This window comes from Citrobacter sp. Cf116, assembly GCF_030336505.1.
GTDB classification, from domain to species: domain Bacteria; phylum Pseudomonadota; class Gammaproteobacteria; order Enterobacterales; family Enterobacteriaceae; genus Citrobacter; species Citrobacter freundii.
Genome location: NZ_JAOWEQ010000037.1, coordinates 381,392 through 408,285 on the forward strand (window position 1 = coordinate 381,392; position 26,894 = coordinate 408,285).

General features: G+C 52.9%; 22 protein-coding genes. 6 read left to right on the forward strand and 16 right to left on the reverse strand.

Annotated features, from left to right (window positions below):
* Positions 1 to 2: 2 nt before the first annotated feature.
* The 4 genes from OGV74_RS11205 to OGV74_RS11220 are packed head-to-tail and all read right to left on the reverse strand — an operon-like array spanning position 3 to position 3,498.
* Positions 3 to 926, reverse strand: coding sequence for a 3-hydroxyacyl-CoA dehydrogenase family protein (locus OGV74_RS11205; RefSeq protein ID WP_003843687.1), 924 nt, complete (start codon positions 924 to 926; stop codon positions 3 to 5).
* Positions 916 to 2,121, reverse strand: a complete 1,206-nt coding sequence (locus OGV74_RS11210) for an acetyl-CoA C-acetyltransferase (protein ID WP_086504094.1) — start codon at positions 2,119 to 2,121, stop codon at positions 916 to 918. The genes OGV74_RS11205 and OGV74_RS11210 overlap by 11 nt, the downstream gene beginning before the upstream one ends.
* 10 nt (positions 2,122 to 2,131) lie before the next feature.
* Positions 2,132 to 2,788: a CoA transferase subunit B gene (locus OGV74_RS11215; RefSeq protein WP_003020022.1), complete on the reverse strand. Its 657-nt coding sequence runs from the start codon at positions 2,786 to 2,788 to the stop codon at positions 2,132 to 2,134.
* A 2-nt stretch (positions 2,789 to 2,790) separates the two neighbouring features.
* Positions 2,791 to 3,498 carry a CoA transferase subunit A gene (locus OGV74_RS11220; RefSeq protein WP_003020020.1) on the reverse strand — a complete coding sequence of 236 codons (708 nt, stop codon included), beginning with the start codon at positions 3,496 to 3,498 and terminating at the stop codon, positions 2,791 to 2,793.
* A gap of 142 nt (positions 3,499 to 3,640) precedes the next feature.
* On the opposite strand from OGV74_RS11220, the gene OGV74_RS11225 reads away from it, so the two are divergent.
* The gene (locus tag OGV74_RS11225; RefSeq protein WP_003020016.1) at positions 3,641 to 4,531 is read left to right on the forward strand and encodes a LysR family transcriptional regulator; all 891 of its coding nucleotides are present in this window, start codon (positions 3,641 to 3,643) and stop codon (positions 4,529 to 4,531) included.
* A 19-nt stretch (positions 4,532 to 4,550) separates the two neighbouring features.
* Here the strand turns inward: OGV74_RS11225 and OGV74_RS11230 are convergent, their stop codons facing one another.
* The 7 genes from OGV74_RS11230 to OGV74_RS11260 are packed head-to-tail and all read right to left on the reverse strand — an operon-like array spanning position 4,551 to position 11,468.
* Complete coding sequence (locus OGV74_RS11230; RefSeq protein ID WP_086504093.1) at positions 4,551 to 5,486, reverse strand: ABC transporter ATP-binding protein; 936 nt, start codon at positions 5,484 to 5,486, stop codon at positions 4,551 to 4,553.
* Positions 5,479 to 6,465 (reverse strand): ABC transporter ATP-binding protein, encoded by a 987-nt coding sequence (locus OGV74_RS11235; protein ID WP_003020012.1) that lies wholly within the window; start codon positions 6,463 to 6,465, stop codon positions 5,479 to 5,481. Before OGV74_RS11235 ends, OGV74_RS11230 begins: the two co-directional genes overlap by 8 nt.
* A complete protein-coding gene (gene ddpC / locus OGV74_RS11240; protein ID WP_003020010.1) occupies positions 6,462 to 7,358 on the reverse strand; it encodes a D,D-dipeptide ABC transporter permease in 897 nt (298 codons plus the stop codon). Before ddpC ends, OGV74_RS11235 begins: the two co-directional genes overlap by 4 nt.
* Positions 7,355 to 8,377: an ABC transporter permease gene (locus OGV74_RS11245; RefSeq protein WP_086504091.1), complete on the reverse strand. Its 1,023-nt coding sequence runs from the start codon at positions 8,375 to 8,377 to the stop codon at positions 7,355 to 7,357. Before OGV74_RS11245 ends, ddpC begins: the two co-directional genes overlap by 4 nt.
* Before the next feature lie 44 nt (positions 8,378 to 8,421).
* Positions 8,422 to 9,984, reverse strand: a complete 1,563-nt coding sequence (locus tag OGV74_RS11250) for an ABC transporter substrate-binding protein (RefSeq protein WP_003843680.1) — start codon at positions 9,982 to 9,984, stop codon at positions 8,422 to 8,424.
* A 15-nt stretch (positions 9,985 to 9,999) separates the two neighbouring features.
* Positions 10,000 to 10,587 (reverse strand): D-alanyl-D-alanine dipeptidase, encoded by a 588-nt coding sequence (gene ddpX, locus OGV74_RS11255; protein ID WP_003020004.1) that lies wholly within the window; start codon positions 10,585 to 10,587, stop codon positions 10,000 to 10,002.
* Positions 10,588 to 10,601: 14 nt separating this feature from the next.
* Positions 10,602 to 11,468, reverse strand: a complete 867-nt coding sequence (locus tag OGV74_RS11260; RefSeq protein WP_003020002.1) for a MurR/RpiR family transcriptional regulator — start codon at positions 11,466 to 11,468, stop codon at positions 10,602 to 10,604.
* 401 nt (positions 11,469 to 11,869) lie between these two features.
* Here OGV74_RS11260 and hdeB point away from each other — a divergent pair, with 401 nt between their 5' ends.
* The 5 genes from hdeB to OGV74_RS11285 all read left to right on the forward strand — a co-directional run bounded on the left by hdeB (position 11,870) and on the right by OGV74_RS11285 (position 16,629).
* Entirely contained in the window at positions 11,870 to 12,199 is a 330-nt protein-coding gene (hdeB, locus tag OGV74_RS11265) for an acid-activated periplasmic chaperone HdeB (protein ID WP_003019999.1), read from the forward strand.
* A 155-nt stretch (positions 12,200 to 12,354) separates the two neighbouring features.
* On the forward strand, positions 12,355 to 14,298 hold the full coding sequence (locus tag OGV74_RS11270; protein WP_003019994.1) for a methyl-accepting chemotaxis protein: 1,944 nt from the start codon (positions 12,355 to 12,357) through the stop codon (positions 14,296 to 14,298).
* 179 nt (positions 14,299 to 14,477) lie between these two features.
* Complete coding sequence (locus OGV74_RS11275) at positions 14,478 to 14,792, forward strand: helix-turn-helix domain-containing protein (protein ID WP_044710761.1); 315 nt, start codon at positions 14,478 to 14,480, stop codon at positions 14,790 to 14,792.
* Entirely contained in the window at positions 14,785 to 16,056 is a 1,272-nt protein-coding gene (locus OGV74_RS11280) for a type II toxin-antitoxin system HipA family toxin (RefSeq protein WP_086504090.1), read from the forward strand. The genes OGV74_RS11275 and OGV74_RS11280 overlap by 8 nt, the downstream gene beginning before the upstream one ends.
* A 54-nt stretch (positions 16,057 to 16,110) precedes the next feature.
* Positions 16,111 to 16,629 carry a hypothetical protein gene (locus OGV74_RS11285; protein ID WP_086504089.1) on the forward strand — a complete coding sequence of 173 codons (519 nt, stop codon included), beginning with the start codon at positions 16,111 to 16,113 and terminating at the stop codon, positions 16,627 to 16,629.
* Here OGV74_RS11285 and OGV74_RS11290 read toward each other — a convergent pair.
* The 5 genes from OGV74_RS11290 to OGV74_RS11310 all read right to left on the reverse strand — a co-directional run bounded on the left by OGV74_RS11290 (position 16,626) and on the right by OGV74_RS11310 (position 26,836).
* Positions 16,626 to 17,993, reverse strand: coding sequence for a glycoside hydrolase family 10-like protein (locus OGV74_RS11290; RefSeq protein WP_086504088.1), 1,368 nt, complete (start codon positions 17,991 to 17,993; stop codon positions 16,626 to 16,628). The two genes, OGV74_RS11285 and OGV74_RS11290, sit on opposite strands and share 4 nt — an antisense overlap.
* Positions 17,994 to 18,005: 12 nt before the next feature.
* Entirely contained in the window at positions 18,006 to 18,293 is a 288-nt protein-coding gene (locus OGV74_RS11295; protein ID WP_071696105.1) for a VF530 family protein, read from the reverse strand.
* A 134-nt stretch (positions 18,294 to 18,427) separates the two neighbouring features.
* The gene (locus tag OGV74_RS11300) at positions 18,428 to 19,756 is read right to left on the reverse strand and encodes an HlyD family type I secretion periplasmic adaptor subunit (RefSeq protein ID WP_170926215.1); all 1,329 of its coding nucleotides are present in this window, start codon (positions 19,754 to 19,756) and stop codon (positions 18,428 to 18,430) included.
* Complete coding sequence (locus OGV74_RS11305) at positions 19,756 to 21,495, reverse strand: type I secretion system permease/ATPase (protein ID WP_086504087.1); 1,740 nt, start codon at positions 21,493 to 21,495, stop codon at positions 19,756 to 19,758. Before OGV74_RS11305 ends, OGV74_RS11300 begins: the two co-directional genes overlap by 1 nt.
* A gap of 10 nt (positions 21,496 to 21,505) precedes the next feature.
* Entirely contained in the window at positions 21,506 to 26,836 is a 5,331-nt protein-coding gene (locus tag OGV74_RS11310; RefSeq protein WP_286520810.1) for a peroxidase family protein, read from the reverse strand.
* Between the last annotated feature and the right edge of the window lie 58 nt (positions 26,837 to 26,894).

The following is a 26,894-nucleotide window of genomic DNA, read 5'->3' on the forward strand; positions in this document are numbered from 1 at the left end:
CGTTATGGTTTCAGGGCAAAACGCAGTTGATGCTCTCTGCGTTGCTGGATGTACTCCTTGCGCGAATCATCCCAGCGATAAAATCCCTGACCGCTGCGTAAACCGGTATCACCGTTGGCTACCTTGTCAGCGACCAACGACATCATCTCGCTGCCGGTTGCCAGTTCCGGGAGCAGATGCCGACAAATATCCTGCACCGTAGAGAGTCCGGTCATATCTGCCGCTTCCAGCGGACCAACCATCGCATAGCGACGTCCGAGCGAGGCGCGCATGACCTGATCCACCACCTCTGCGCTGGCGATGCCGCTTTTAACGATATGAAGCGCTTCACGAAGCAAAGCAAACTGCAGTCGATTGCCGACAAACCCTGGTGCGGCGCGATCGAGCACGACGGCTTCCAGTTGCATCGAGAGCAGCAACTGTTGCAGCTCACGCAGGTATTCCGCTTTGGTGGCGGTGCCGGGGACAATTTCGACCAGCGGAATAAAATGTGGCGGGTGCCAGAAATGGGCGATGAGCAGCCGCTCAGGATGGACGAGCTTTTCTGCCAGCGCATCCGGCGGCAGGCCGCTGGTATTACTGGCAATGACGGCCTCAGGCGCGATCAGATCTTCCAGTTGCGCATACAACGCGTGCTTGAGCTCGAGCCGCTCCGGGATCGCTTCAATCAGTAACCCGCACGCAGCAATCTCCGGTAGCGAAGTCGTACCGTGCAGACGACTCACAACCTGGTCTTTTTCGTCTACGGCAAACTGTTCGGCGGTAATCAGCTCATCCAGAATACCGCTGGCAACGGCGCTAATTTCTGCAATTCGGCTGCTATCGGTGTCATACAGCCAGACATCGTGACCATAACGGGCGAAGTGGGTGGCAATACCGACCCCCATTAACCCCGCTCCCAGAACGCAGACAGGCTTACTTTGCATGAGAGACCTCCTGCAAACGCTCTACCGCCAGCGCTACGCCCTGACCGCCGCCTACGCACAGCGTAGCCAGCCCTTTGGTCGCGTTACTGCGGGCCATTTCGTGCAACAGTGTCACCAGGATTCGGCAACCAGATGCGCCGATGGGATGGCCCAGCGCAATCGCGCCGCCATTTACGTTCACCCGGTCGCTGTCCCAGTTCAGGGATTCGCCAACCGCCAGCGCTTGTGCGGCAAAGGCTTCGTTGGCCTCAATGAGATCGACATCATTCAACGTCCAGCCCGCTCGCTTCAGGCACTGGAGTGACGCTTCTACCGGCCCAAGGCCCATAATGGCGGGATCGACACCAGAAACCGCGTAGCCTGTTACCCGGGCAAGCACTGGCAAATTGAGTTCTGCGGCTTTGCCGGCGCTCATCAACATCACCGCGGCGGCACCATCATTGATGGATGATGCATTTCCGGCGGTCACCGTGCCGTTTCCTGACCGAAATGCTGGTTTAAGTTGCGCCAGCTTGTCGGCCTGAGTATCCGGGCGAGGCTGTTCGTCACGGTCCACCACACGTGGCGGCTTTTTGCCTTGTGGGACGCTAACCGGCGTGATTTCCGCGCTAAAACGACCCGCTTCAATGGCAGCGGCGGCTTTTTGCTGGGAGCGCAGGGCAAAAGCGTCCTGCTGCTCACGACTGATTACGAACTTATCCGCCAGATTTTCGGCAGTAATACCCATGTGATAGTCGTTGAACGCATCCCACAGGCCGTCATGGACCACGCTGTCTTTCATACTGGCATGACCCAAACGCAGGCCGGCCCGCGCGCCGTCGAGAAAATAGGGCGCATTGCTCATGCTCTCCTGGCCTCCGGCAATCACGATTTGCGCATCGCCACAGCGAATTGCCTGTACCGCCTGATGCACCGCCTTCAGGCCAGAACCGCACACCAGATTAATGGTTAACGCCGGTGTGGTTGACGGCAGTCCTGCGCGTAACGCCGTTTGTCTGGCCGGATTCTGGCCACAGCCTGTCGTCAGAACCTGACCTAAAATCACTTCATCAATTTGTTCAGGCGCCACAGCCGTTTTTTCCAGCAGCGAACGGACAACCGCTGTACCTAACTCCACGGCGGAAAGTGGTGCCAGCGCACCATGAAAACTGCCAATCGGGGTGCGCGTTGCCGCGACAATTACAACATCCTGCATGGTCAGCTCCTCAGTTAAATTGCATTTCGGGGACAGTTTCGGGCACGATCAGCTTGCCGGCGGTTCTGGCGACGATTTCATCCACACTGATACCCGGGGCGCGTTCACGCAGAATGAACGCCCCGTCGGCAATTTCCAGCAGAGCCAGGTCGGTAAGCACGCGTTTGATGCAGGCCACGCCGGTCAACGGTAGGGTGCAGGCGGGAAGCAGTTTGGACTCACCGCTTTTGGAAGCATGGGTCATTACCACGATGATGTTGTCGGCTCCGGCAACCAGGTCCATCGCGCCGCCCATGCCTTTCACCATTTTTCCGGGGATCATCCATGAGGCGATATTGCCGTTAACATCGACTTCAAACGCACCGAGCACCGTCAGATCAACGTGGCCGCCGCGGATCATGGCGAAGGATTGCGCAGAGTCGAAAATCGCCGCGCCTTTGCGCGCCGTCACGGTCTGTTTCCCGGCGTTAATCATGTCGGCATCAATTTCGTCTTCTGTGGGAAACGGCCCCATACCCAGCAAACCGTTCTCTGATTGCAGCATCACGTCCATGCCATCAGGGATATAATTTGCCACCAGAGTGGGAATGCCGATCCCAAGGTTGACGTAATAACCGTCGCGCAGCTCTCGGGCGACGCGCATCGCCATTTGTTCACGCGTTAACATGGTCAGGCTCCTTTCTGGCGCAGGGTGCGTTGTTCAATACGTTTTTCAAACTGCCCCTGAATAATGCGGTTAACGAAAATTCCGGGAGTGTGAATCGCTGCAGGGTCCAGTTCTCCGGGAGGGACAATCTCTTCGACTTCCACGACGGTAATGCGCCCGGCGGCAGCCATCAGCGGATTAAAGTTCTGTGCGGTGTGGCGATAGATGACGTTGCCGTACCAGTCGGCTTTCCAGCCTTTAACCAATGCAAAATCACCGGTTATCGCCTGTTCAAGGATGTAAGGGCGTCCGGCAAACTCGCGAACCTCTTTCCCTTCCGCTACGGGGGTTCCATATCCGGTCGCGGTAAAAAATGCCGGGATCCCCGCGCCGCCCGCGCGCAACTGCTCTGCCAGCGTACCCTGTGGCGTCAGGATGGCTTCCAGTTCGCCGCTAAGCACCTGCTTCTCAAACAGGGCGTTTTCCCCTACATAGGACGCGACCACTTTGCGCACCTGGCGCGTTTCCAGCAGTACGCCAAGGCCAAAGCCATCCACGCCACAGTTGTTTGATACAACGGTAAGTCCCTGTACTTCTCGACGGCGTACTTCGGTAATCAGGTTTTCAGGGATCCCACATAAACCAAAACCGCCCGCCAGCAGCGTCATGTTGTCGGTCAGTCCTTCCAGCGCCTCTTGATAAGTGGCAACACGTTTATCCAGTCCAGCCATACACTTGCCTCCCCAGTTGTCCTTGCCGACATCATTGGGGGTGAAAAATGATTTGTTAATTTTAAATTTGTGACTCACTCATTGGGTTTTTTTATCAATTTAATGTTAATTAAAGGTATTCAACAAGTTAAAGGAATGCGAAATGGGAATGAGCATCAAACAGTTACGCGCGTTTTTAGCGGTAGCTCACACTCTGAATTTTGCTCATGCCAGTGAAAGACTGAACATGTCGCAACCCGCATTAAGCCTGGCGATTAAAGGACTGGAAGATTCGCTGGGCGGGGCGTTACTGTTGAGAACCACCCGCAAAGTGACTCTGACGCAGGAGGGAGAAACGCTGCTGAATATGGGGAGACAGTTGCTGGCGGACTGGGAGAATACGGAAGAAGCCATGCGCCAACGCTTTACGCTGCAGCGTGGTAAAATCTCGATCGCCGCCATGCCCTCATTTGCCGCTAACGTCCTGCCATCGGTACTGAAAACGTTTCGTGATTCTTATTCCGGTATCAACGTAACGGTTCATGATGTGATCAATGAACACGTGATTGAAATGGTCAGTGAAGGGCGGGTCGAGATGGGTATAGCCTTCGAGCCGGACTATTCGGGACATCTGCATTTCACGCCGCTCGGTGTGGATCGTTTTATCGCGATTGTGCCGCCAACCTGTCGGCTGGCAGACAGGGATCGTATTGCATGGCGCGAACTACTGACGCTGGATTTCATCACCTTGCAACGTCCGTCAGCCGTGCGGCTGATGCTGGAAGAACAACTTGTGCAAAGCGGACATACGCTGGAAGTGGCGCTGGAGAGCCATCAATTAGTAACCGTTGGCCGTCTGGTGGCTAACGGTCTGGGCGGTAGCGCCGTACCTGCACTATGCCGCACGCAAATGACAGAGTTAGGCGCAACCTGTATCGATCTGGATACGCCGGTGATCCAGCGTCGGATCGGGGTTTTGCGTTCAGCACATCATAAATTATCTACTGCTTCCGAGGTGCTGGTGGATTCACTGAAAAAGGCGTATCGCACCTGACTTTTCTCAACGGCTCAAGTCATGTAACCGCCCGCCAGCATCGAACATCACATCCGGCATCACTTTTCAGTAATGCCTGTTTTTTCTCACAACCGTGGGTTGCCAATGGACATCTGTCACGGAAAAAGCATCCCTGGGGCAACGTTCGGTTTCCCGGTAGCTCGGTTTTACGTAACACCAAATCTTCCGTCAGTGGCGCGCCCGTTTTAGGGACAGAGTCCAGCAATAACCGTGTGTACGGATGGGCGGGGTGAGTGAGAACGTGTTGAGCATCGCCCAGCTCAACAATTTGCCCTAAGTACATCACCGCCACACGGTCGCTCATATGGCGGACCACCGACACGTTATGCGATATCAATACGTAGGTCAGATTTCTGCGCGCCTGTAGTGACACCAGAAGATTGAGAATTTGCGCCTGCACAGAGATATCCAGTGCTGAAGTGGGCTCATCGAGGACGATAACATCCGGTTCTGACGATAGTGCCCGGGCGATGGCGATACGCTGGCGTTGTCCACCGGAAAACGCATGCGGCAGACGGTCGAGATATTCCTCGCGGATGCCTACCTGTTGGGCCAAATCTTCAGCAAGCATGCGGCGCTCACGTTCCGGACTTCGTTTTTGGATCCATACCGGCTCAGTGATCGTGCGCCACACCGGTAAGCGAGGATCCAGCGATGAAAGAGGGTCCTGAAAGACCATTTGCATACCGTTATGTTGTTTATTACCACGGCGAGAATAGCTTCCCTGGCTGGGTTTCAGCATGCCCATCAGCAGTTGCGCCAGCGTACTTTTTCCACAACCGGATTCGCCAACAATCCCCAGCGTTTCACCCTGGCGAATCTGTAAATCCAGGCCGTTGAGCGCATGCACCCGTTCCGTAACCTTGCCAAGCCAGTTTTTACGCGCAGGAAAGTTGACATGAACATCCTGCAGCGCCAGTAAAAAATCAGACATGTGTTGTCTCCAGTTGTGGATACCAGCAGGCAGATTGTTGATCTACGCCTCCCTGACTACTTAACGCAGGCGTTTCTTCACAACGAGGACCAGCGGCAAAGCAGCGCTCACGAAATGCGCATCCGGCAGGTAAGCAGGTTAGGTTCGGCACGGTGCCGGGGATCGCAGGTAACAATGCGCGCGGCTCGCCGTGTTCCGGCGCGCATTTCAGCAAGCCGATGGAATAGGGATGCGTCGGACGTTGAATAACGGTTTGCGTCGGGCCACTCTCAATCACGCTCCCGGCATACATGACGTACAACCGGTCGCATAACTGTGAAACCACCGCCATATCATGACTGATAAATAGCACGGCTGTTCCGCTGGCCCGTGCTTTTAACTTCAGCAAACGCAGCACCTGCAGTTGCACCGTGACGTCCAGCGCGGTGGTCGGTTCATCGGCAATAATAAGCTCTGGCTCGCACGAAAAGGCCAGCGCAATCATCACGCGTTGGCGCATCCCGCCGGAAAGCTCAAACGGAAATCGTTTCATGACCTCCGGCGCGTCCGGGATTTGCATCTCTTCGAGTAGAGCGACGGCTTTATGACGGGCATCCGTGCGGCTTAACGCCTGGTGATGGCGGATTACCTCCACCATTTGCTGGCCGATACGCCGGGTCGGATTCAGTGCCGTCATGGGCTCCTGAAAGATCATCGCGACGCGTGCGCCGCGCCATTGGCGCATTTGTTTCTCACTGGCGTTGAGCACATCTTCACCCAGCAGTGAAACGCGTCCCTGGTGAATACGATAGCTTCCCTCCGGAAGCAGACGCATGGTGAGCATGGCGGTCACGGACTTACCGGAACCGGATTCACCCACCACACCAACGATTTCTCCACGGTTGATGTGCAGTGATACATGGTTCAGCGCATGCACATCAGCTTTATAGCCGGGGAAACTCAGATGTAAATCTTCGATTTCCAGTACGGGTTGTGTCATGACTGTTTTCCTCCGGCTTTCGGATCAAGCAGATCGCGAATACCATCGCCAAAGAGATTAAAGCCCACGGCGGTAATCAGAATGGCGGCGCCGGGAAAAGCACAATACCACCACTGATCAAGCACGTAATTGCGGCCAATTGCGACCATCGCGCCCCACTCAGCGCTGGGTTGCTGCGCGCCCAGACCGATAAACCCGAGCGTGGCAGCCATCAGGATCGCACTGCCGATATCCAGCGAGGCCTGCACAATGAGTGGCGGCAGAGAATTGCGTAAAATGTGCCAGCTAATCAGATGCCAGCGTGAAGCGCCGTAGGTCCGGGCAGCCTGTACATAGCTAAACTGGCGCACCACTAACGTCTGACCGCGGGCGAGGCGCACATAGAAAGGGATACGGACGATGGCAATCGCCAGCATAGCGTTAAACAGGCTGGGGCCCAGCGCGGCGGCCAACGCCATCGTCAGCACCAGCGAAGGAATGGACAGCATAATGTCCATCATCCGCATAATTATCGCGTCGGCGCGCCCGCCCATAACACCCGACAAGCAGCCCAGCAGTGATCCCAATCCCCCGGCGATACCCACCACCACCAGACCCGCAACGACCGACTGCTGACTTCCTACCAGAACGCGGCTGAACAGATCGCGACCGACTTCATCGGTACCAAACCAGTGAGCGGCTGACGGGGGCAGCAGGCGCGCACTCAAATTGATGGCATTAGGATCGTGTGGCGTTATCCACGGCGACAGCACCATCAGCAGCAGTATCAATACGATGATGACCCCGCCAACCAGCGTCAGCGGGCTACTTTTCATCATCCAGAACAGTTTGGCCCAGTCCGTGCGGCGGCGTGCTGTCTGAGGGGCGGTCGGCGTTTCTTGTGTGAGCATCATTCAGCACCTCCACGTCCAATTCGAGGATCTACCCACAAATAGAGCAAATCCACCACCAGGTTGACCAGCACATAGGCGAACGAGACCACCACGGCAAATCCCATTACCGCCGGGAAATCGAGCGCCTGAATTGAGGTCACCACCCAAGCGCCCATGCCTGGCCAGGCAAAGACCGTTTCGGTCAATACCGCACCGTAGAGCAGATCGCCCAGCGCCAGGCCGAGGACGGTGATTGATGGGATGAGTGCGTTAGGCAATGCATAGCACAGCACGATGTACCAGCCCCGTAACCCGCTGGCGCGGGCGGTACGAATGTAATCTTCACTCAGTTGCTCCAGCATGGCGGAACGAATCTGGCGGGCAACGATCCCAAGATGTACAAAAGCCAGTGTCAACGACGGTAAAATCAGGTGCTGAAGCGCATTGAAAAAGACTTCGCCGTTGCCTTCCAGCAGTGCATCAATCAGGTAGAACCCGGTGACGTGAGCAGGTGGATCCAGCCAGTCGTCTAAACGTCCACCGCCGGGTAAAATTTGCAGATGACCGTAAAACAGCACGATAACCCCCAGCCCCAGCCAGAATGCAGGCGTGGAGATACCGGTAATTGCCATTAGCCGAACAAGGTGATCAAGCCAGCGGTTACGCCAGACCGCAGATAAAATACCCAGCGGGATACCTATCACCAGCGCCAGCAACAAAGAGCAGAAAGCCAGCTCAAGGGTAGCGGGGAAGAAAATGCGCAGTTCATCCAGTACCGGACGCCCGGTGCGAATGGAGGTGCCTAAATCGCCGTGAAAAATGTCGCTGACATAGCGAAAAAACTGGACATACAGCGGTTGATTCAGCCCCAGCTGTTGGCGAATATTTTCGACAATTTCATCGCTGGCGCGGTCGCCCGCCAGCAGCCGTGCGGGGTCGCCAGGTATCAGATGTGAAATAATAAAGGTGATTACGCAAACACCGATAACCACCAGAATAAGTCCCCAGCATCGCTGGCGCAAAATACTCCAGAACGTCATTAGCTTCCCCTTGCGGAGCCAGAGCGGCTCCGCGTAAACGTGGCTTATTTACTCATGGTGGAGATATTGAAGACCTGTTCCAGCATGGGGTTGAATACAAATCCTTTGACGTCTTTGTTCATCGCCAACTGATAGTTTTTCTGGAATAAATAGACGTAGGCCGCTTCATCAATCACGATGGTTTGCGCCTGCTGGTAGTCATTGGTTCTGGCCACCTGATCGGTCGTGGCCAGCGCGCTACGCAGCAGCTTATCGACCTCACTGTTTTCATAGAACGAACGGTTACCCGGCAAGCCTTTCTTATCTGACTCAAACCAGTAGTTCATAAACATGTACGGGTCGGCAAAATCCGGACTCCAGTTGCCAATGGCAATGTCGTAATCGCCTTTGCCCACGCGGTCACGCATGGTGGCGTTCGCCAGTTTTTCCAGCTTCACCTTAATGCCCAGTTTGCCAAGGCTTGCCTGGGTAGCGAGCGCGATAGGTTCCCAGTTAGGATCATTATCTGAGTACAGGAAGCTCAGGCTTTCAGGTTTGGTGGCAACTTTGTCCCACGCGGCTTTGGCTTTGGCTTCATCGAAGCTGTACTGCATGGCCTTATCGTCAAAACCCCACATGCCTTCGGGGATTGGGCCACGCATTTGCTTTCCATTGCCGCTCAGGATCCCGTTGACCATCCCTTTATAATCGGTGGCCCACGAGATAGCGCGGCGTAAATCCACCTGATTGAGCGGGGCCTTACTGTTGTTGAGATACAGATAAGTCACGCGCAATGAGGGATAATCCGCCACGTTCACTTTGCCTTCCTGTTTTAAAGCAGCAAGCTGGTCAACAGGAAGCGCATCGGCAATGTCGATATCGCCACGCGATAGTTGCAGGCGACGGGAGGCGCTTTCACCAATGATTTTGACTGAGACGCGCTTAAACGTCGGTTTTGTACCGGCATAATGCGGGTTAGGCACCAGCACCAGTTGTTGCCCCTTTTGCCAACTCTTCAGCATGAAGGGACCAGATCCTGCCGTGTTCTGCGCCAGGAATCCGCGGGCGTCGTCTGCGGCATGCTCTTTTAAGATGGCCGGGTTAATGATTGAGGCACCGTCATTTGCCAGCGTATACAGAAACGGAGCAAACGGCTGGCTGAGGGTAAACTTCACCGTGGTGTTATCAATAGCCTCAACCTTCAGATCTTTCGGGAAAGCCTCCGCAGGTCCCTGACCAATCTTGAGCAAACGTTCGAAGGATTGCTTTACCGCATCAGCCGTCACCGGTGTTCCGTCGGCGAATTTGGCATCGTTTTTCAGGGTAAACGTCCACTCTTTCTGGTCGTCCGAGGCTTTCCAGCCGCTGGCTAAATCGCCTTCAACTTCCGTGGAACCTTTACCACCATCGGTTTTGTACTGAACCAACCGCTGGTAAGAGGGATAGGTGACCGTCCAGTCATTGTTATCTATGGTCACAGCGGGATCGAGCGTCTGCGGATCGGCGGCTTTACCAATCACTAACATATCTTTGGGAACGGCAGCCTGCGCGGCGGGCAGGGCAACCGCTAACGCAACGGCTATCAGAGCGGGGCGGAAAAAAGCGTTTAACGCAGGTGTAGTCTTCATAACCAGGCTCCAGAATTAAAGGGGATGTTGTGTTGTTATAGACGTGACAGTGTAACAATCAATTTGATCGTCAAGCAGCGGGTAACGGGCGGCATCAGGTAATTCAAAATGCCACCATTCGCTGTTAATACCGACAAAACCACCACCAAACATAATGGCATTGAGCAGCAGGCGGTTACGCTGCGCTGCCGGAGGAACAGACGGATGCCAGGCATGGGAACGGTCGTGCATTTCATCAAAACCGGCCCCCATATCAAGGAGATGGCCACGATCGTCCATCAACGTGACATCAATGGCCGTACCCCGACTGTGATTGGAACCAATCGCGACATCGACAACATATTGCGGGTCGGGACAGGCATTCCACAGTATCGCCTGCGCCTGCTGGGGGCGATACGCGTCGTACACCACCAGCGACAAGCCCGCCAGTTGCGCAATGCTGATGCTTTTTGCCAGCGCGGTTACCGCCTCGGTGTGCAACAGGCAACGCGCTTCCCTGTAGATAGGTGCGCCGGTAATGTTGTCGGCAGTAGCGTATTTAAGATCGATATGCAGCGACGGAAATATCACCGACAGATCGACCAGTTCTGGGAGTTCTGACATAGCACGTTTCCTGTTTATTGTTCGAATTGACCAAATTGTTGTTGTAACTGGCGATTAGTTTGCAGGCGTCCTGCGAGGGCGTCACCCAGTTGCGCCACCACCGCAGAAAGTAATAAGTTGAACAGACAGCTCACCGGTGCCAGTGAGTCCCAGAAATGTCCGGTGTCGGTTTTTACCTGAAGCAAATCAATGGAATAATCCCTGGCCCATGGGCACCACACATCGGTAATTAGCGCCAGCGGAATGCAGCGTTCAGTGGCGACACGGCAATATTGTCGCGAAATAGCGGAGTAGGCGCGCATATCGGTAATAACCACGTAAGGCTGGCTGAATCCCGAGTTCAGCGACTCTACCCAACTGCCGGAAAGGCCTTCGGAGTAGCTGACTTTAGGTCGCAGATATTCCAGGTGACTAAAAAAGGCGTTAGCGATCCCGCGTGTGGACTGGATCCCGAGGATGTACACGGCTTCCGCATGCGCCAACTGCTGTGCAATGCGTAGAAACGTCTCACCCTGAGCAAGTTGGTAGACGTGGGTAATGGCGTCGATTTCCAGTAACAGCGACTGGTGCGCCCGATCTGGCAGGCTTTGTTGCTGGTGCCAGGAATCCAGTCGTTCATTCATTCCCCAGGGCTGATACGGAACTACAGGCAGCTCACGCAGACTGGCTTTTGCATCCTCCAGGTTACGAAAGCCCAGTTTACGCAGATAACGTCCGACGGTAATGCCGCTGGTTCCGGTTGCTTTCGCGATGCCATCCGCGGTTTCAAATGGGATCTGCACAGCATGGGCTAACAGCCACCCAGCCACGCGCTTTTCGCTGGGCGTCAGCTGGCTAAAGGTTTGCTCTATGCGGGTAAATAACTCTGGTTTGGCTGTCATTACCTTCTCGCTGTTAGTTGTCTGTCAGATTCCGTATCTCTGTTAGCGAATTAACAATGCACGACGCGTGCCATGTCAGTAACAGCAGCATGCTGGCTGTTTTTGTTAAAATTCAGCTCAAATTCGTTAACTAATGATCAACATTTGTGCAGCGTAGTTCAGTTTTGGTGCAACGGCAGAGGAAGCGGGGTATGAATCTGTTGATTTCGTCGGAGCGATCACATTGTGGGCAACATTTATCCCTAAGACATAAGAATCAGTAATTGAAAATATAAATTTCAGCCATATCAATAACACCAATCTTTATTCTTATGACGATAGAGGTATTATTTTTCGCGAGCTACATTAACGGTGTTAAGCGCAAGTGTAGATATTATTTATATTATACATGGAGTACTACAATGAATAAATTCTCCCTTTCTACAGCAGGTATTCTGGTCGCAGCGCTGTTAACCAGTGTCAGCGTCAATGCAGCAACAGATAACGCTAAAACTGAAGTGACTCCGAAAGGCATGAACTGTCAGGAGTTTATTGATTTGAACCCACAAACTATGGCTCCGGTGGCCTTCTGGGTGCTCAATGAAGACGAAGACTTCAAAGGTGGCGATTACGTAGACTATAACGAAACCGTTACGACTGCAGTTCCTCTGACCGTTGAACTTTGTAAGAAACATCCGCAGAGCGAATTAAGTAAAATAAAAGACGAAATCAAAAAAGAATTATCTAAATAAATTTAAGTCGTTATTAAAACCCAGCCAAAGTGCTGGGTTTTGTTATTTGTGACGTTGTCACTTATTTGTTTTGCAATACTTAAGAAAACTTTATAAAGATATAAACGCCTGTGCCGATACTGGATAAAAGTTAGCCTTTTGCAGAAGGAGTTTGTATGGCCTGGTATCCTACTCGTATTTCAACGCGTTTAACCATCGGCGGCATTCTGCTGCTTGCAGTAACGACGATTGTTATCGTGGTGATTATGCTCTGGCGTGGTCAGCCGCGCGTCGTTGAAATCAACACCGCCCTGATCGAAGAAACAGGGCAAGGTTTAACCCGTCAGTTGAGTACCGTATTGTCCCGAATTGAAGGTGAGACAGTCAGCCTGTCGCGACTGGCTGAAGTGTTGCCTAACGATGAATCTCTGTATCAAAGCGTTGTTCCGCATCTGATTGGTGAAGGTAAAGACTCGATTATTACCGGCGGCGGCATCTGGCCAGAACCAGACGCCTTCACCGCAGGTGTGGAGAAAAGAAGCTTTTTCTGGGCGCGTAATGCCGAAGGAAAGCTTGTCTATTCCAACGATTATAACGTCGAAGGATCAAGCGGATACCACAATGAAAGCTGGTATCAGCACGCCAAAGGGCAATCACAAAACAACTGCCTATGGTCTGATGTTTACCAGGATGCTAGTTCAGGCGTCAACATGGTGACATGCAGTGTGCCTTATCAGCAGGCGGGCAAGTTTGCCGGTGTCGCTACCACCGATATCCGTCTGGATAACGTCGCTACTTTCATGCAGCAGCAAGGCAACAGTACTGGCGGTTACGCGTTTGTGGTAGACAAGCAGGGACAAATTCTCTATTTCCCGCAGGCCGACCTGGCCAAACATAAAACCATTAACGATCTGGCGCAAAGCGCGCAGTGGCTTATCCCGGTGCAAAACGGTCTGAAATCTTTGCGCCCGACAGATGGGGTGAAGACCATAACGCTGGAAAATGATCTCGTCCTGAATACAGCGTCACAGGTCATGCTGTTCCCGATGCCAGATACCGGCTGGGTCGTAGGGCTTGTGACACCAGAATCACGTATTGTCGGTCTTGCCAAAGTGATGATGCAGGACGTTCTGGAGGTATTGATCCCTATCATGACGCTGTTGCTGGTGGGATCATGGCTGGTGGTTCGTCGACTAATTTCACGTCTCGATGATACCCGTCAGGCACTTGATGACATCGCGCAGGGAGAAGGCGATCTTACCCGTCGTCTGGATGTTCGCGGCAAAGATGAGATTTCGGCTATCGCCGAGGCGTTTAACCTGTTCGTCGATAAAATCTCGGCCATCCTGATCACCGTCAGAAGCAGTAGCACAGTGGTGGCGAATAACGCCGTTAGCCTGGCTGATAGTAATATGGAGCTTTCATCTCGCGTAACGCAGCAGGCCGCTGCGCTGGAAGAGAGTTCAGCGGCTATGGAGCAGTTAAATGCGACCGTTCATCAAAACGCCAGTAATACACAGTTGGCGGATGAGCTATCCGATAACACAGCGCAAACGGCTAACCGTTGCGGTGATGTGATGCAAGGCGTTATCTCTACGATGGATAACGTCAGCGCCTCATCCGGCAGAATGGTGGAAATTGTCGCTGTCATCGACAGCATTGCGTTCCAGACCAATATTCTCGCCCTGAATGCCGCGGTTGAAGCCGCCAGAGCGGGTGATGCTGGCAGAGGGTTTGCCGTCGTGGCCTCCGAAGTGCGCACGCTGGCTCAGCGCAGTGCCACCGCTGCCCAGGAAATTAAAGCGTTGATTGATGAATCCGTTTCTCATGTTGGTAGCGGAAGTCAGCAAATTCACACTGCCGGCGAACGTCTGGGAGAACTGGTCAGCAATGTGCGTCAGGTACGCCAGTTGATGGGGGAAATACGCGTTGCTGGTGAAGAACAGCGTAAAGGTGTTTCCGAAGTTACGCTCGCCGTTACCGAAATGGACAGCACCGTTCAGCAAAACGCATCATTAATTGATGATGCCGCCGCACGTACACAGGCATTGAAAGAGGAGGCGGAGCAGTTGGCGTTGCTGGTCTCGTCATTCAGATTGCCTGAGCCTTCAGTGGCCTGATAACGACACGATATCCGGGTGCAAACATTGTGCCCGGATAACTCCAGTATAATGGCGCTTAACCACGATTTATCGATTTAACTCCTCTTTATTGTGCCTTACAAAACTTTGAATCATTCTCCACTTAACTCTATAATATTGGGTGTAAAGTCGTTTTTATTCCAATAAGAGCCAATATTATGGATTTAATGCTCAATACAGCAGCCGATATCGTCAAACTACTTTGCGACAGATTGCGTAAGGAACGGCTCGCGCAGCAAATGACGCAGGCAGATGTTGCCGCGCGTTCAGGTGTCGGTGTGAATACCGTTTCGAATCTGGAAGCAGGTAAAAATGTAGGATTTGAGAATCTGGTCAAAGTCGCGATGGTGTTAGGCTATGGTGACGCGCTCGAGGGCTTATTCAAACCCAGGATCGACAGTCTGGATGATATTTTGCGTTACGAGAAGAGCGCGGCACGTCAGCGGGTGAAAAGGAAAAATACTGATGCCTGAGCAAGTCGATATCTTTTATGAAGGCTGGGGTGAAAAATGGTTGTGGGGAAAACTGGTGTCTTCCTCAGCCCTGACCGGACGCCCGTTGATCGCCTTTGAATACAGTGAAGACGCTATACGTAAGGGGCTGGAGCTGTCCCGGCTAAGGTTACCACTGAACGGTCCTCGTTTACGCAGGGATTTCCCGGCTCATCAGTTGGGATTACCAGGACCCGTGTACGATTCGCTACCTGATGGTTGGGGTATGCTGTTGATGGATCGTTTATTTAAACGCCGTGGACTCAACGCAGCGCGCATAGGACCTCTGGAGAGATTAACCTGGGTCGGCAATAACGCAATGGGCGCCATGACGTTCCGGCCCGTTCAGTCAGATGCCGAGACGCTTTCAAAAGAGGATGTTCCTCTCGAACAACTGGCATCTGAGGTTCAGGAAGTCCTGAGCGGCGAAGGCGGGGAATTCTTGCAAAAACTGCTCCAGATGGGCGGTTCACCGCAAGGGGCCAGGCCAAAAGCGTTACTTTATCGTGACAGTGTCACGTCAAAGTTCACCACTGCGCCTCTCCCGGGGAGCGAAAGCTGGTTGATTAAATTTCCTGCCAGGCATGAGCATGCTGAGGTATGTGCCATCGAAGCGGTGTATGCTGAATGTTTGCGGCAATGTGGGATCACTACGCCTGATACCGCGTATTTTAATCTGCCTGACGGGCAGGCGGCATTTGCTACCCGCCGTTTCGACCGTGACCAATCGGTCCGTATTCCTATGCAGAGCCTGGCGGCATTTACCGGTGCAAATTACCAGATACCCGGTGCTTTAGATTACCGGGATTTTCTGCGCGCCACACAGATTTGTACCAATGATGTCAGAGAAAAAGCGAAAGCGTTCGAACGCGTGGTTTTCAACGTGGCATTTAACAACCGCGATGACCATCCCAAAAACTTTGCCTATTTAATGTCAGCCGCAGGAAACTGGACTTTGGCTCCGGCTTACGACGTGACCTGGTGCGAAGGACCCGGCGGGTATCACCAAATGGACGTGCTGGGAGAAGCGCTGGATATCGAAAGAAAGCACCTGCAGCAGCTTGGCGTACAGGAAGCTGAGCTATCAGCTGAGCATGTGAACGCTATAATCGACAAGATCTGCCACCATGCAACAGCGCTAAGCGTTACAGCCAAAGACAAATACGCCGATCAGATAACACAAACTACGCTGAATACGATACAGAAACAGATTAATGATAATGTCCGCCGTTTAATGTCCCAGTAACGCAGATACAGCCGCTACACTTAGCGAAGAATTAAATCTGAGCGAGGCAACGTTATGGCTGAATTTGTCGTGAATATGCTGAAAAACACGCCAGTTTGGGTGTATCTGCTGTTTGCCTTTCTACTGTATCGAGGGATTAGAGCCAGAACACCCGCCACTGTCACGCTGGAAAAGCTGGCGCTGATCCCCGCTATTTTTTTAGTCTGGGATATCTACGATTTAATCACTTATCGCGACCCGACCCTCATTACGTATATTCAGTGGGCGATAGGTATCATCAGCGGCGCAATCATTGGCTACATATTAATTAACCCCGGCCGTTTGAGCCGCAGTAGCGCACCACGGAGTATTCACCGTCCGGCAGATTATTCCGCATTGCCATTTATGCTGCTGGCATTCGGCGTTAAGTACGTACTTGGCGTACTTAACGCCATTTCCCCCGACGTTTTACGTCAACCCGCAATGAGCGCCCTGGCTATCATTACTGGCGGCATGTTCGCCGGAATTTTTGTGGGGAAATTTACCCGCTACGTGAGCGTCTGGCTCAGGCTTCCCGCTCAGAACAACCATTAACGTCCCCAACGATTGCGAATATAGGTCACAGCTTCCTGCGTTTGCGGTTGATTAAGATAATCTTCGCGAAACAGGATCGTGCCGTTAATGTACGGTTCGGTCTCGTTTAGATCGAGCTGCTTTTTCAGTTCCGGCACACCGCCTTTGACCGTCCAGTCTGGCTCTTTTCGCGACGGCTCGCCGACTTTATACAGCGCGACACCAATGTAGAGGCGAGTGTTGGTTGATTTCACGACATCTGCCCACCATTTTGCCAGTACATCGTAGCGCGCAGCGTCGCGGGCAAAAGGCCAGTAGAGTTGCGGTGCGATGTAATCCAGCAAGCCTTGTTGCACCCAACGGCGGGTGTCGGCATAAGACTCATCATACGCTGCCGCCCCGCGCGTGTCTGAGCCCGCTGGATCGTGCGAACGGTTGCGCCATACGCCCGCAGGGCTAACGCCAAACTCGACTTCAGGCTTGAGTTTCTTGATGGTCTGCGATACCTGGGCAATTAACCTTTGCGTGTTATCGCGGCGCCAGTCAGCTTTGGAAGCGAATCCCTGGCCGTATCTTCTGAACGTCTGGCTGTCATTGAGCGCAGAGCCAGGAGACTCGGTATAGAAGTAATCATCAAACTGCACACCGTCAACCGGGTAATTCTCAACCACTTCCGCCACGATGCTGGTGATCCAGTCGCGCACTTCGGGAATACCGGGGTCTAACACAAAACGCTCGCCCGCGGTGCGGATCCAGTCCCGATGCAGGACGTATACGCTGGACGGTGTTTGTGACAGCGTGCTGTTTAATTCAGTGACCGTTGAAGGTTTGGTGTTTACAGACACGCGATAGGGGTTAAGCCAGGCATGAACTTTCATTCCGCGCTTATGTGCTTCATCGAGCATAAACTGCAGCGGATCGTAACCCGGATCCTGGCCAATCGTGCCGGTCAGGGTATCTGACCACGGTAGAATCTTTGACTTCCACAATGCGGTCCCATCGGGCTTAACCTGGAAAAAAACGGTGTTAATACCCAGCCGTTTCAGGTTGTCCAGCTTATCCGTCAGCGCTTTTTGCTGCTGGCTGATGCGTACAGCAGGTGAACTGATGTTCACGGATGAGATCGGCGGCCAGTCAAGACGTGAAACCGTCGCCAGCCAGATCCCACGCACTGGTTCCTTGCTCTGCTGGGGTTTGCTCACCGGAGGTTGCGAAGTGGTTTTGGGGCCGGGCGGTTGTGAAGAGCAGCTGCCAAGTAACAACATACTGCCCACAAGTACAGCAAACCATTTCATGTTGGTCAGCGGTAGTCTGGCACGAGAACGGGCGAGAATCTTCGCCAGTTTTTTCTGATAATTTCCTGAAAAGAAACCGGATGCTGCCATCTGATTTTGCTCTTATTTCTTCTTATTGCGGCTGTTAGCCCAGGGATCGAAGGCCGGTTCGGGAGTGTGATTTGAGACCTGGTCATGTAGAGAGTCCAGGTACAGCGCTTCTACTTCTGCCCGTGCCCACGGCGTACGGCGCAGAAACTTCAGACTGGATTTAACGCTCGGTTCATTTTTAAAGCAGTTGATATTAATGCGTTGCGCCAGCTCAGCCCAACCATAACGTTCAACCAGGGCATTGACCTGCATTTCTAGCGTCACGCCATGTAAAGGGTCTTTAGAATTATGAGCATTCATATGAAGTCCAGTTCAGTGGTTCCAGATTTTGTCAGTAGTGAGACGGGAAGAAGGTTACAAGAAAGCAAAGCTGCCAGCAACGGCAGAAAGCGGTATGGCGCGACAAGCCGTACGTCATACCGGCAATGGATGGATCAATACTCTTTAAAAGCCAGTTCCAGACGGGCAATCAACGGTTTAAACAGATAACTCATCAGGGTTCGTTCACCGGTCTTGATCGTCACGCTGGCGGGCATTCCCGCTTTAATTTTGTAATCGCCCAGCAAACGCGCGCCTTCTGCTGAAACCTGTACTTCCGCAAGGTAGTAAGGCTGCTGAGTGGCTTCATCAATTAAGCGGTCCGCAGAGATAGTCAGAACCTGGGCCGGAACCGACGGTAACAGCGCATGGTTAAGGGCAGGGAACAGCACATCAACGGTTAAACCGGGGACCAGTTTATCAATGGCATGTACGGGTATTTTGGCATCAATTTGCATCGGTTGTCCGGCGGCGACGATATCCATCAAATGTTCTCCAGGCTGAATGACGCCGCCCACGGTACTGACTTTAACATCCAGCACAATACCGTTAATCGGTGAGCGGATCTCGGTGTTATCCAGCTCATGACGCGTTGATACCAATTCATCCTCCAGCATTGCCACTTCTTTTTGGTTTTCCGTCAGTTCAGACTCAACTTCACGTAAATATTGATGACGCACCTGGTAGGCTTTAATTTTTAATTCGTTCTGCTGCGATTTCAGTTTGGCAATGTTGAGAATATCTTCTGAAACGCTGCCAGATATTTCTGCTGCCTCGCGCTCCAGCACCAGTAATTGTGCTTTGGGGTAGTAGTTTTTTTCGCTCAGCGCCCGAATAGCCCCTAACTCCCGGTTAATCAGAGAAAACTGGTGGTCGCGATAGCCTTTTATTTTATTGAGATTATCCGTCTGTCCAACCAGACCATCAAGCGTCTCCTGAATCATCGACAGTTCATCCTGAATCGTTTTGCGACGGGTATCGAAAAGTTTAGCCTGCAGATTTCTGACTTCTGATAGCCGTTTATTGCCAGAGAATTGCTGCGTCAGCGTAGTATTAAAGCGGATCACATCCAGGTCATCGCGTTCTGCTAACAGACGATCTTCGATACTTTTTGCAGAAATATACTGGGCATTCAACGCGCTGAAACGCATTTCAAGCTGCATTTTATCCAACCGGACGAGGACCTGATTTTTCTTCACGAAGTCGCCTTCTTTGATAAAGATATCGGTTACCCGACCGCCGCTCAGATGCTGAATGGTTTTGCGGTTACTCGATACGGTTACCGTACCATCGGCGACCACGCCCGCATCTAACGGAGCTTGCACTGCCCAGAGGATAAAACTACCGACACCAAGCACAATGACGATCACGCCCCGGATAATCGGTGACCAGATATTGGTATCTACGCCAGCAGAGGCCGTGTTGTGGGGATTCTTTTTCATCATCAAGCCTCACGTTGCTGTTCAGTCGTGGATGGAGAAGGCGTAGCCACCGGTTTCAATACGTTGGCCTGACGCAAATGGGCAAAAACCTGATCGCGGGTACCAAACTCCTGTATAGCGCCATCGTTAAGCAGCAAAACCTTATTGACCACGCCGAGCAGCGTCGGGCGGTGTGAGATAATGACTGTGGTTTGTCCCTGGGTACGCAGGGTATTGATGGCTTTAACGAGTGCAAATTCGCCCGCGTCGTCAAGATTGGCATTCGGTTCATCAAGCACGATAAACGCAGGATTGTTATACACGGCGCGCGCCAGCCCGATGCGTTGTCGCTGCCCACCGGAGAGCTGGTATCCACCTGCGCCCAGCAGTGTGTCATAACCTTGCGGCAAGCGCAGGATCATCTCATGAACGCCTGCCAGTAATGCGGCGGCAACGATAAGTTCACTGTCATTCTGCGCGAAGCGGGCAATGTTTTGTGCGATGGTACCGTCAAACAGTTCCACATCCTGCGGCAGATAGCCAATAGACGGGCCCAGCAGCGCTTTATCCCACTGGCATATATCTGCGCCATCTAATCTGACTTTCCCTGATAACGGTTTCCAGACACCAACCAGAACCTTTGCCAGCGAGGTTTTTCCTGAGGCTGAAGGGCCGATAATCCCCAGCACTTCACCTTGCTCCAGCTGGAATGAGATATTACGCAGTAGCGGGGAAGGCTGGCCGGGGGCTGCAGCGAAGACGCTTTCGACGCTGATGTTGCCATTCGGACGCGGCAGGGTCAGTACCTCTTTCGGCGCCGGATACTCCTTCAGCAAGGTTGAGAGCTGATGCCACGCGCTACGAAACTGCACGAACTGCTTCCAGCTGCCAATGACTTGCTCTACCGGGTTGAGGACGCGGCCAAGAATGATCGAGGCGGCAATCATCAAGCCCGGGGTAATATGGCCGCCGATCACCAGTAAAGCCCCGGCGCCCAGCGCAATCGACTGCAGCAATACCCGCACAAAGCGGCTGAGACTGCTTAACCCGGCCGTTTTGTCGGCAATCTGTGTTTGTAGCGCCAGCACTTTGTTATGTTGCTCCTGCCAGTTGGACTTCAGGGTCGAAAGCATCCCCATCGCTTCAATGGCATCGGCGTTTTGCAGCTGTTTATTCAGTTTGCTGGCATTGTTAATGGTTAAGGCGTGCGCTTGCTGAATCGGGCGCTTGGTGGAGATTTCAGATACCAGCGTCAGAATAAATAATAATGTTATTCCACCGAGAGAAAGATATCCCAGTAGGGGATGGACCAAAAAGGCGATGAACAGATATATCGGCGTCCAGGGAATATCCAGTAAAGCGAACAGACTATTCCCGGAAAGAAACTGACGGATCTGATCCAGTTCGGCTAAAGATTGCGCCGGGTTGTTATCACCGGTAACCATCTTTCTTTTAAAGGCTGCGTTAAAGACCAACTGACTTAGCTTTATATCCAGCCTGTTGCCAAGCCTGACCATAACCTGCGCGCGGGCAGATTCAATCATGGCAATAACGATGTACAAGCCGACAATCAATAAGGTTAACATTAACAACGTGGTGGTATTTTTACTGACCAGCACACGATCGTAAACCTGTAGCATATAAATTGCCGGCGCCAGCATAAGCATATTAATCACACAACTAAAAAACAGCAGCATCAGAAAAGTGGGTTTCGTTCCCTTTAATGCATCATTCAGTTCTGTTGGCGTATGCTGGCGCGACATAGTCTTCTCCTTATACGATCAATGAACTATTGCCATTGTTGCTGGCAAGGGTAGTGGGCATTTCCAGATAAAAGTCACCAATATTCACGGTGGTCGAATTGACGCCCACCAATGTGATGGTGTCTGTACCGATAGTCACAATGGTGTTGCCATTGTTTCCGGTGATAGACACGTTGCTGGCAAAATTACCCGCATTGATACCTAACAAGACGAGATCAAGGAAGTCCTGCCCGCCGTTGGGGTTACTGTCAAAACCGGTAATTCGGTCCTGCCCAAAGTTGGCCCCAAAGGCGAAGATGTCGCTCCCGGTACCACCGTCCAGAATGTCGTTACCTTCCTGACCATTGAGAATATCGTCCCCGCTACCGCCGGAGAGGGTATCAGCGCCCGCACCGCCAATCATGACGTCGTTGCCAACACCACCTTGCAGGTTATCAGCGCCATCTCCACCATCGAGGAAGTCATTCCCGATACCACCAAACAACTGGTCGTTACCGCCCATACCAAACAGATAGTCATTACCAGAACCGCCCGTAATGGTATTTGCAATGGCATTACCGGTACCGATGAAACTGCCGTTGCCGGTAAATACCAGTTCTTCCACGTTATCGGTGAGGTCGTAGCTGCTGAGGCTGGTTCGGACAACGTCCGTGCCGCCATTTACACCTTCGATAACCACATCACCGAAATCATCAACGATGTAGGTATCATCGCCCGCGCCGCCGGTCATACTGTCGGCACCAAGCCCGCCATCAAGCGTGTCGTTACCGGCATCACCTTGCAGAATATCTTGTCCCGCCTGACCAGAGAGATTGTCGTTTCCAGCACCGCCGATGAGCAGATCGTCACCTGCACCGCCAAGTAAGGTGTCATTACCGCCTTCACCGCGCAGGATATCGCTCCAGGCAGTACCGACGAGGGTGTTAGCCCCGTTGGTACCAACAATCAGATCGCCTACAGGCTGGGTGGTGGTCGACGTCAGGACAACAGGGGGGTTGCCTTCATCGTCGACGACGGTAACGACCACCTGCAACGTTCTGCCGACCATAGCCTGGCCCGGCGTATAGGTAGCGGATGTCGCACCGTTAATGTTGACGAATCCGGTTGGCGAACTCATTCTCCATTGATAAGTGAAATTACCGCCGCTCAGACCATCAGCGTCAGAAATGCCTGAAACCACCGCTGTCAGCGTCAGGCTTTCAGTTGGGGTGAGGTCGTTAATTACTGGCACACCGGTCGTGGCCTGATTGCGCGGGAGGATTGCCTGAGTTTGTGCCGACACCAGGGTTTCAGCGTCACCCATGCGGTCGTTAAAACTGGCGACCACACGCAACGGTGCGCCCTGAATAGCGCCAGGCACTCTGAACTCAACGCCTGTTGCCTGATCTCGCCATTGGCCGTTGACGAATGCCTGCCAGGTCATAGTGATGGCCACATCCGCCGCCAGCCCGTTACCATCCAGCAAGTTCGCCACGTTGACGCGCAGCAGGTCACCCACCGAAGGGTTGGGATTGCTGATGGTCAGATCGCCCGTCGCTTGTTGCCCCGTCACCCACAGCTGCTTCCCATCGCCAAACTCCAGTTTTTCGATGTTCAACAGACGATCGATGCCATCATTCAGGTTCAGCGCGGCATCCGGCGTAGCGTGATCGACGCGCAGGCTACCGTCCGCCATACGGGTAAAGACATAGTTGCTGCTGACATCACGGTACACCGCGACGTCAGTTTCCGTGCCGTTACCTTCATGCAGAATTTCGCGCACAATCGACAATTGATTCGGTTTCAGCGTGCCGGCCAGCATGTACGATTTCAGTTCGGCCATACCTTCGGCGCTGGTGAGTCCCGCCATACCCGTAACGGCAATACGGACGTTGAGCCACGCATCACCATCAATGATATCGTTACCAGCTTTACCCATGATGCGGTCGCTACCACCACCGCCGAGTAAAATATCGCTACCATCATCAGGATTCAGTAGCACCGCGTCCGGATTTGTAGAACGCTCTACACCGAGAATAGCCTGTAGACCGTTGATCCGGTCCGCGCCTTCCTGGGTCAGGTTGTTAGAGAGGGGAACGCCCTGAACAGGCGCAGTACCTATCGGCTGTTCTGTTCCGGTCAGGATATCGTCGTGTTTCCAGCCCGACAGCCCTTCAACAAGATCAAAACGGTCGCGTAGAATAAACTCCTGCTGGTTGACGAAAATAGGGATCCCAAGATCAGAGTTAGCGCCATTTGGGTCGCCTTTATGGATAGCCCAGTCGAAACCGGCCATGCCATTATTGCGCTGGATCCCCGCGCCCTGAACCATGATGTCGTCACCGGCTTCGCCATCGTAGTCGGTGTCGTTACCCTGACCGTTGAGGACATCGTGACCGATAATGGTACTGTTGAAGAACAACTCAGAGTTGTCACCCGCCAGCGTGTCAAACCCGTCGCCGCCTTCCAGCCAGTCATCGCCTTCGTTGCCCATCAGGAAATCACCACCCGAGCCGCCAAGCGCAAAGTCGTTATCCTGGCCCGAGAAGACCTCCTGCGCATCTTCGCCGACCACCACGAAGTCGCTGCCGCTGCCACCAAAGACCAGATCGTTTCCGTTACCGGAGAAGATAACGTCATGTCCGGCATCGCCATGCAGGAAGTCCGCATCACCAACAGGCGTTCCGGTATCGGTAATAATGTCATCACCGTCACCGCCATGGACCACATCGGCTTCGTCACCGCCGTCCAGTCGGTCATCTCCGCCATCACCCCACAGGCTGTCAATCCCTTTACCGCCGATTAACGTATCGTTGCCTGCCGTCCCACCAAGCACCACATGCCCATCGCCGGTATATTTCAGATACCCACCATCGGCAAAACTATCGCCGTCAACATCCACCCCTGGGTCGCGACGCACCAACAACGGCGAGAGCAGATCCTTCAGTGGATTACCCCATTTTGGGTCGATTTCCGTTTGCAGCACGCGGTTCACTTCAAAAATATGGTCCGGTGTCTGGAACAGATTAGCGGGCAGGTGGGAGGAACCCTCATCACCAAGATCGCTGTTACGCATTACCAGCGCGGAAAACGAATTGGCCTCCAGTTCATTGAGTAAGTTCAGCCCCTGAACGCGGCTCAGATAGTAGAAACGATCACCGTCCTGAAGCATTTCCATTTGTGTTTCAAAGACGAAGTTGAAGGTTGAGCCGAGCATGCCGCCAAATTCATTTTTGCGCTCAGCCAGCCCGCCAATCCAGAAATCGACCATATTCAGACCGGTCTCTTTGGTTGCCCACGCTCCGGTACTGTTAAAGAAATCCATCGCATCCGCAGGCGGGGAATTGTTAGCATCACCAAACAACAGGAAGTTAACCGCTGCGCGCTTACCTTCAAGGCTGGTAGCGTTGAGGATCAGTTCGTGCTGGCCATAGGCGGCCATAAAGTTAATGATTGAAGCGGGATTTTTCAGGTAGGTAGTGAAGTCAGCCCAACTGGTATAAGGCTTCAGTTGGCTATCGCCGCTTAAAGCAAAAAACTGCTCGCGGGCCTGGTTCAGCGTCGGCATTGCGGTGTCACGACCGCGGGCTATATTAAGCGCGCCTAAATCCAGGGGCAGGCCGATGAGATTATTACGCAGAGCATCGGTAATAAATTCATCAATTTCATTACCCACCTGACGCGTCATACCACGCACGATTGCGCCAATAGCCTGATCGTCCGTAACGGTGGCCCCGTTGATTTGATTAAATGCTACCGGATTCAGGAATGCTGAAATCAGGTCAATATCACCGCTTTGCATATCAATGTCGGTACGCGCCACGGTTTCTGTCAGCATTGAATGCCCAAAACGGTAAACAACATGCGCAAACTCTGCAAAGATCAGCGGGTTGATATCCGCCGTGTTGGAGAAGACAAACGGATCGACGGCAGGTTGTACGGTACGGGCAAACTCCTCGAATACGAGGTGCTGATATTGCATTTCCGTGGAGAAGCGGCCTGCCTGGAATAAGTACTCACCGTTCCATACCAGAGTATTGGTATCGGCAGGTAATTCCGTGATTTGGTGGTTGGGCATCAACCACTGGTTAATGAGGTCGATATCGCCGGTTTCCAGCAGAGTGGTTTTATACTGCTCAACCAGGCGGTTATGCTCGCTGTGAAAAACGGCGTGCACCGCGGTTAAACCTATATTTTCGTTCCCGCGCCCGTCACCGGTGATAAAGTGGCGATCGAGCAGTTCGTTATCATAGGTTCCTGCCGGTTGCGGTCCTTCTCCGCCGATGGCGCTGTCATCATCTGCCAGCAGACCAGCTTTTGGCACGGCAGTATGAGCGATGTCATCCAGAAACGCATGACCGGTGCGGAACGTCTCCGCGGGTAACAGGCCTCCGTTGGCTTCAACCAGCCCCCCGGTGGTAACAATCTGTACCTTTCCGTTTTCACTTAAAATCAAATTACCGTAGCGATCCGTTGCCAGCAGGGGAACATTAAACACGTCCTGATCGGTGAGTTTAATGCCAAGCAGGGTTTCAGCCTGGTTTTTAACGTCAGCCCAGGTCGCCAGTCCACCGTTTGCACCACCCAATAAATTCCCGGTAGGCTCAGGTTTCCCATCAATAATGACGTATTCGCGGATGAAAATTTGATGTGAAGGATGGGAGGTGTAGGTTTGGTTTTGGTCGATGAAGGGGGTCGTCAGGTTTACTGTCTCTCGGTTTTCATCCACCGTTGCCCGGGTTAATAGCATAAAGTTTGTCGACGACCCTTCAACATATAAAGGGTCATCGGGCTGGAGCGGAATGAAAACGATACCGTTTCCTCCTTTCGGAATCAGATCCAGACCATGGTCGAAAAACTGGCCAAAGAAGGTCATCCAGCCGTTAAACGCAGGGGAGAGCCCAATATCGGGAGACTGATTGGGGATGGATAAGCTGCCATCCCCAGTAACAGTCCCGCCGCCGGGCGCATCTTTTAATGCGTTAAAAGCCTCAAGCGCAGCCGGGTTTGAGGCCGTCTGGTCTGAAATTAAATTGCTAATTATTCGTGGGTCGGCATCAATGACCGTACCGCCAATCTGGATATAGCTGGTCATTTGATCCGCATCCTGCCAGTTTAATGCGGTTAATCTCGGCATTGTCTGATCGGCAGAGCCGTATAATTCCTGACCTGGTAAAAGGTTATTCCATGAACCATCTACCGTGCGAAGTCCATAGGGCAAGAGTGGGCTGGAGACTAATTCCCGAAGCATTTCAGCATTAACGCTCCCGTCTGGGTTAGTTGCCGCTTCGGATATTTTGATCTGCTTAAGAATAAAAGCAAGATCGTGGAGGGTGACAGTAAAGTCATATTGTGAGGCCATAAGTCATTACCCCTATCTTTACTTGTATTGGCTATCACCACTCTTTTCTTCTGCTTAC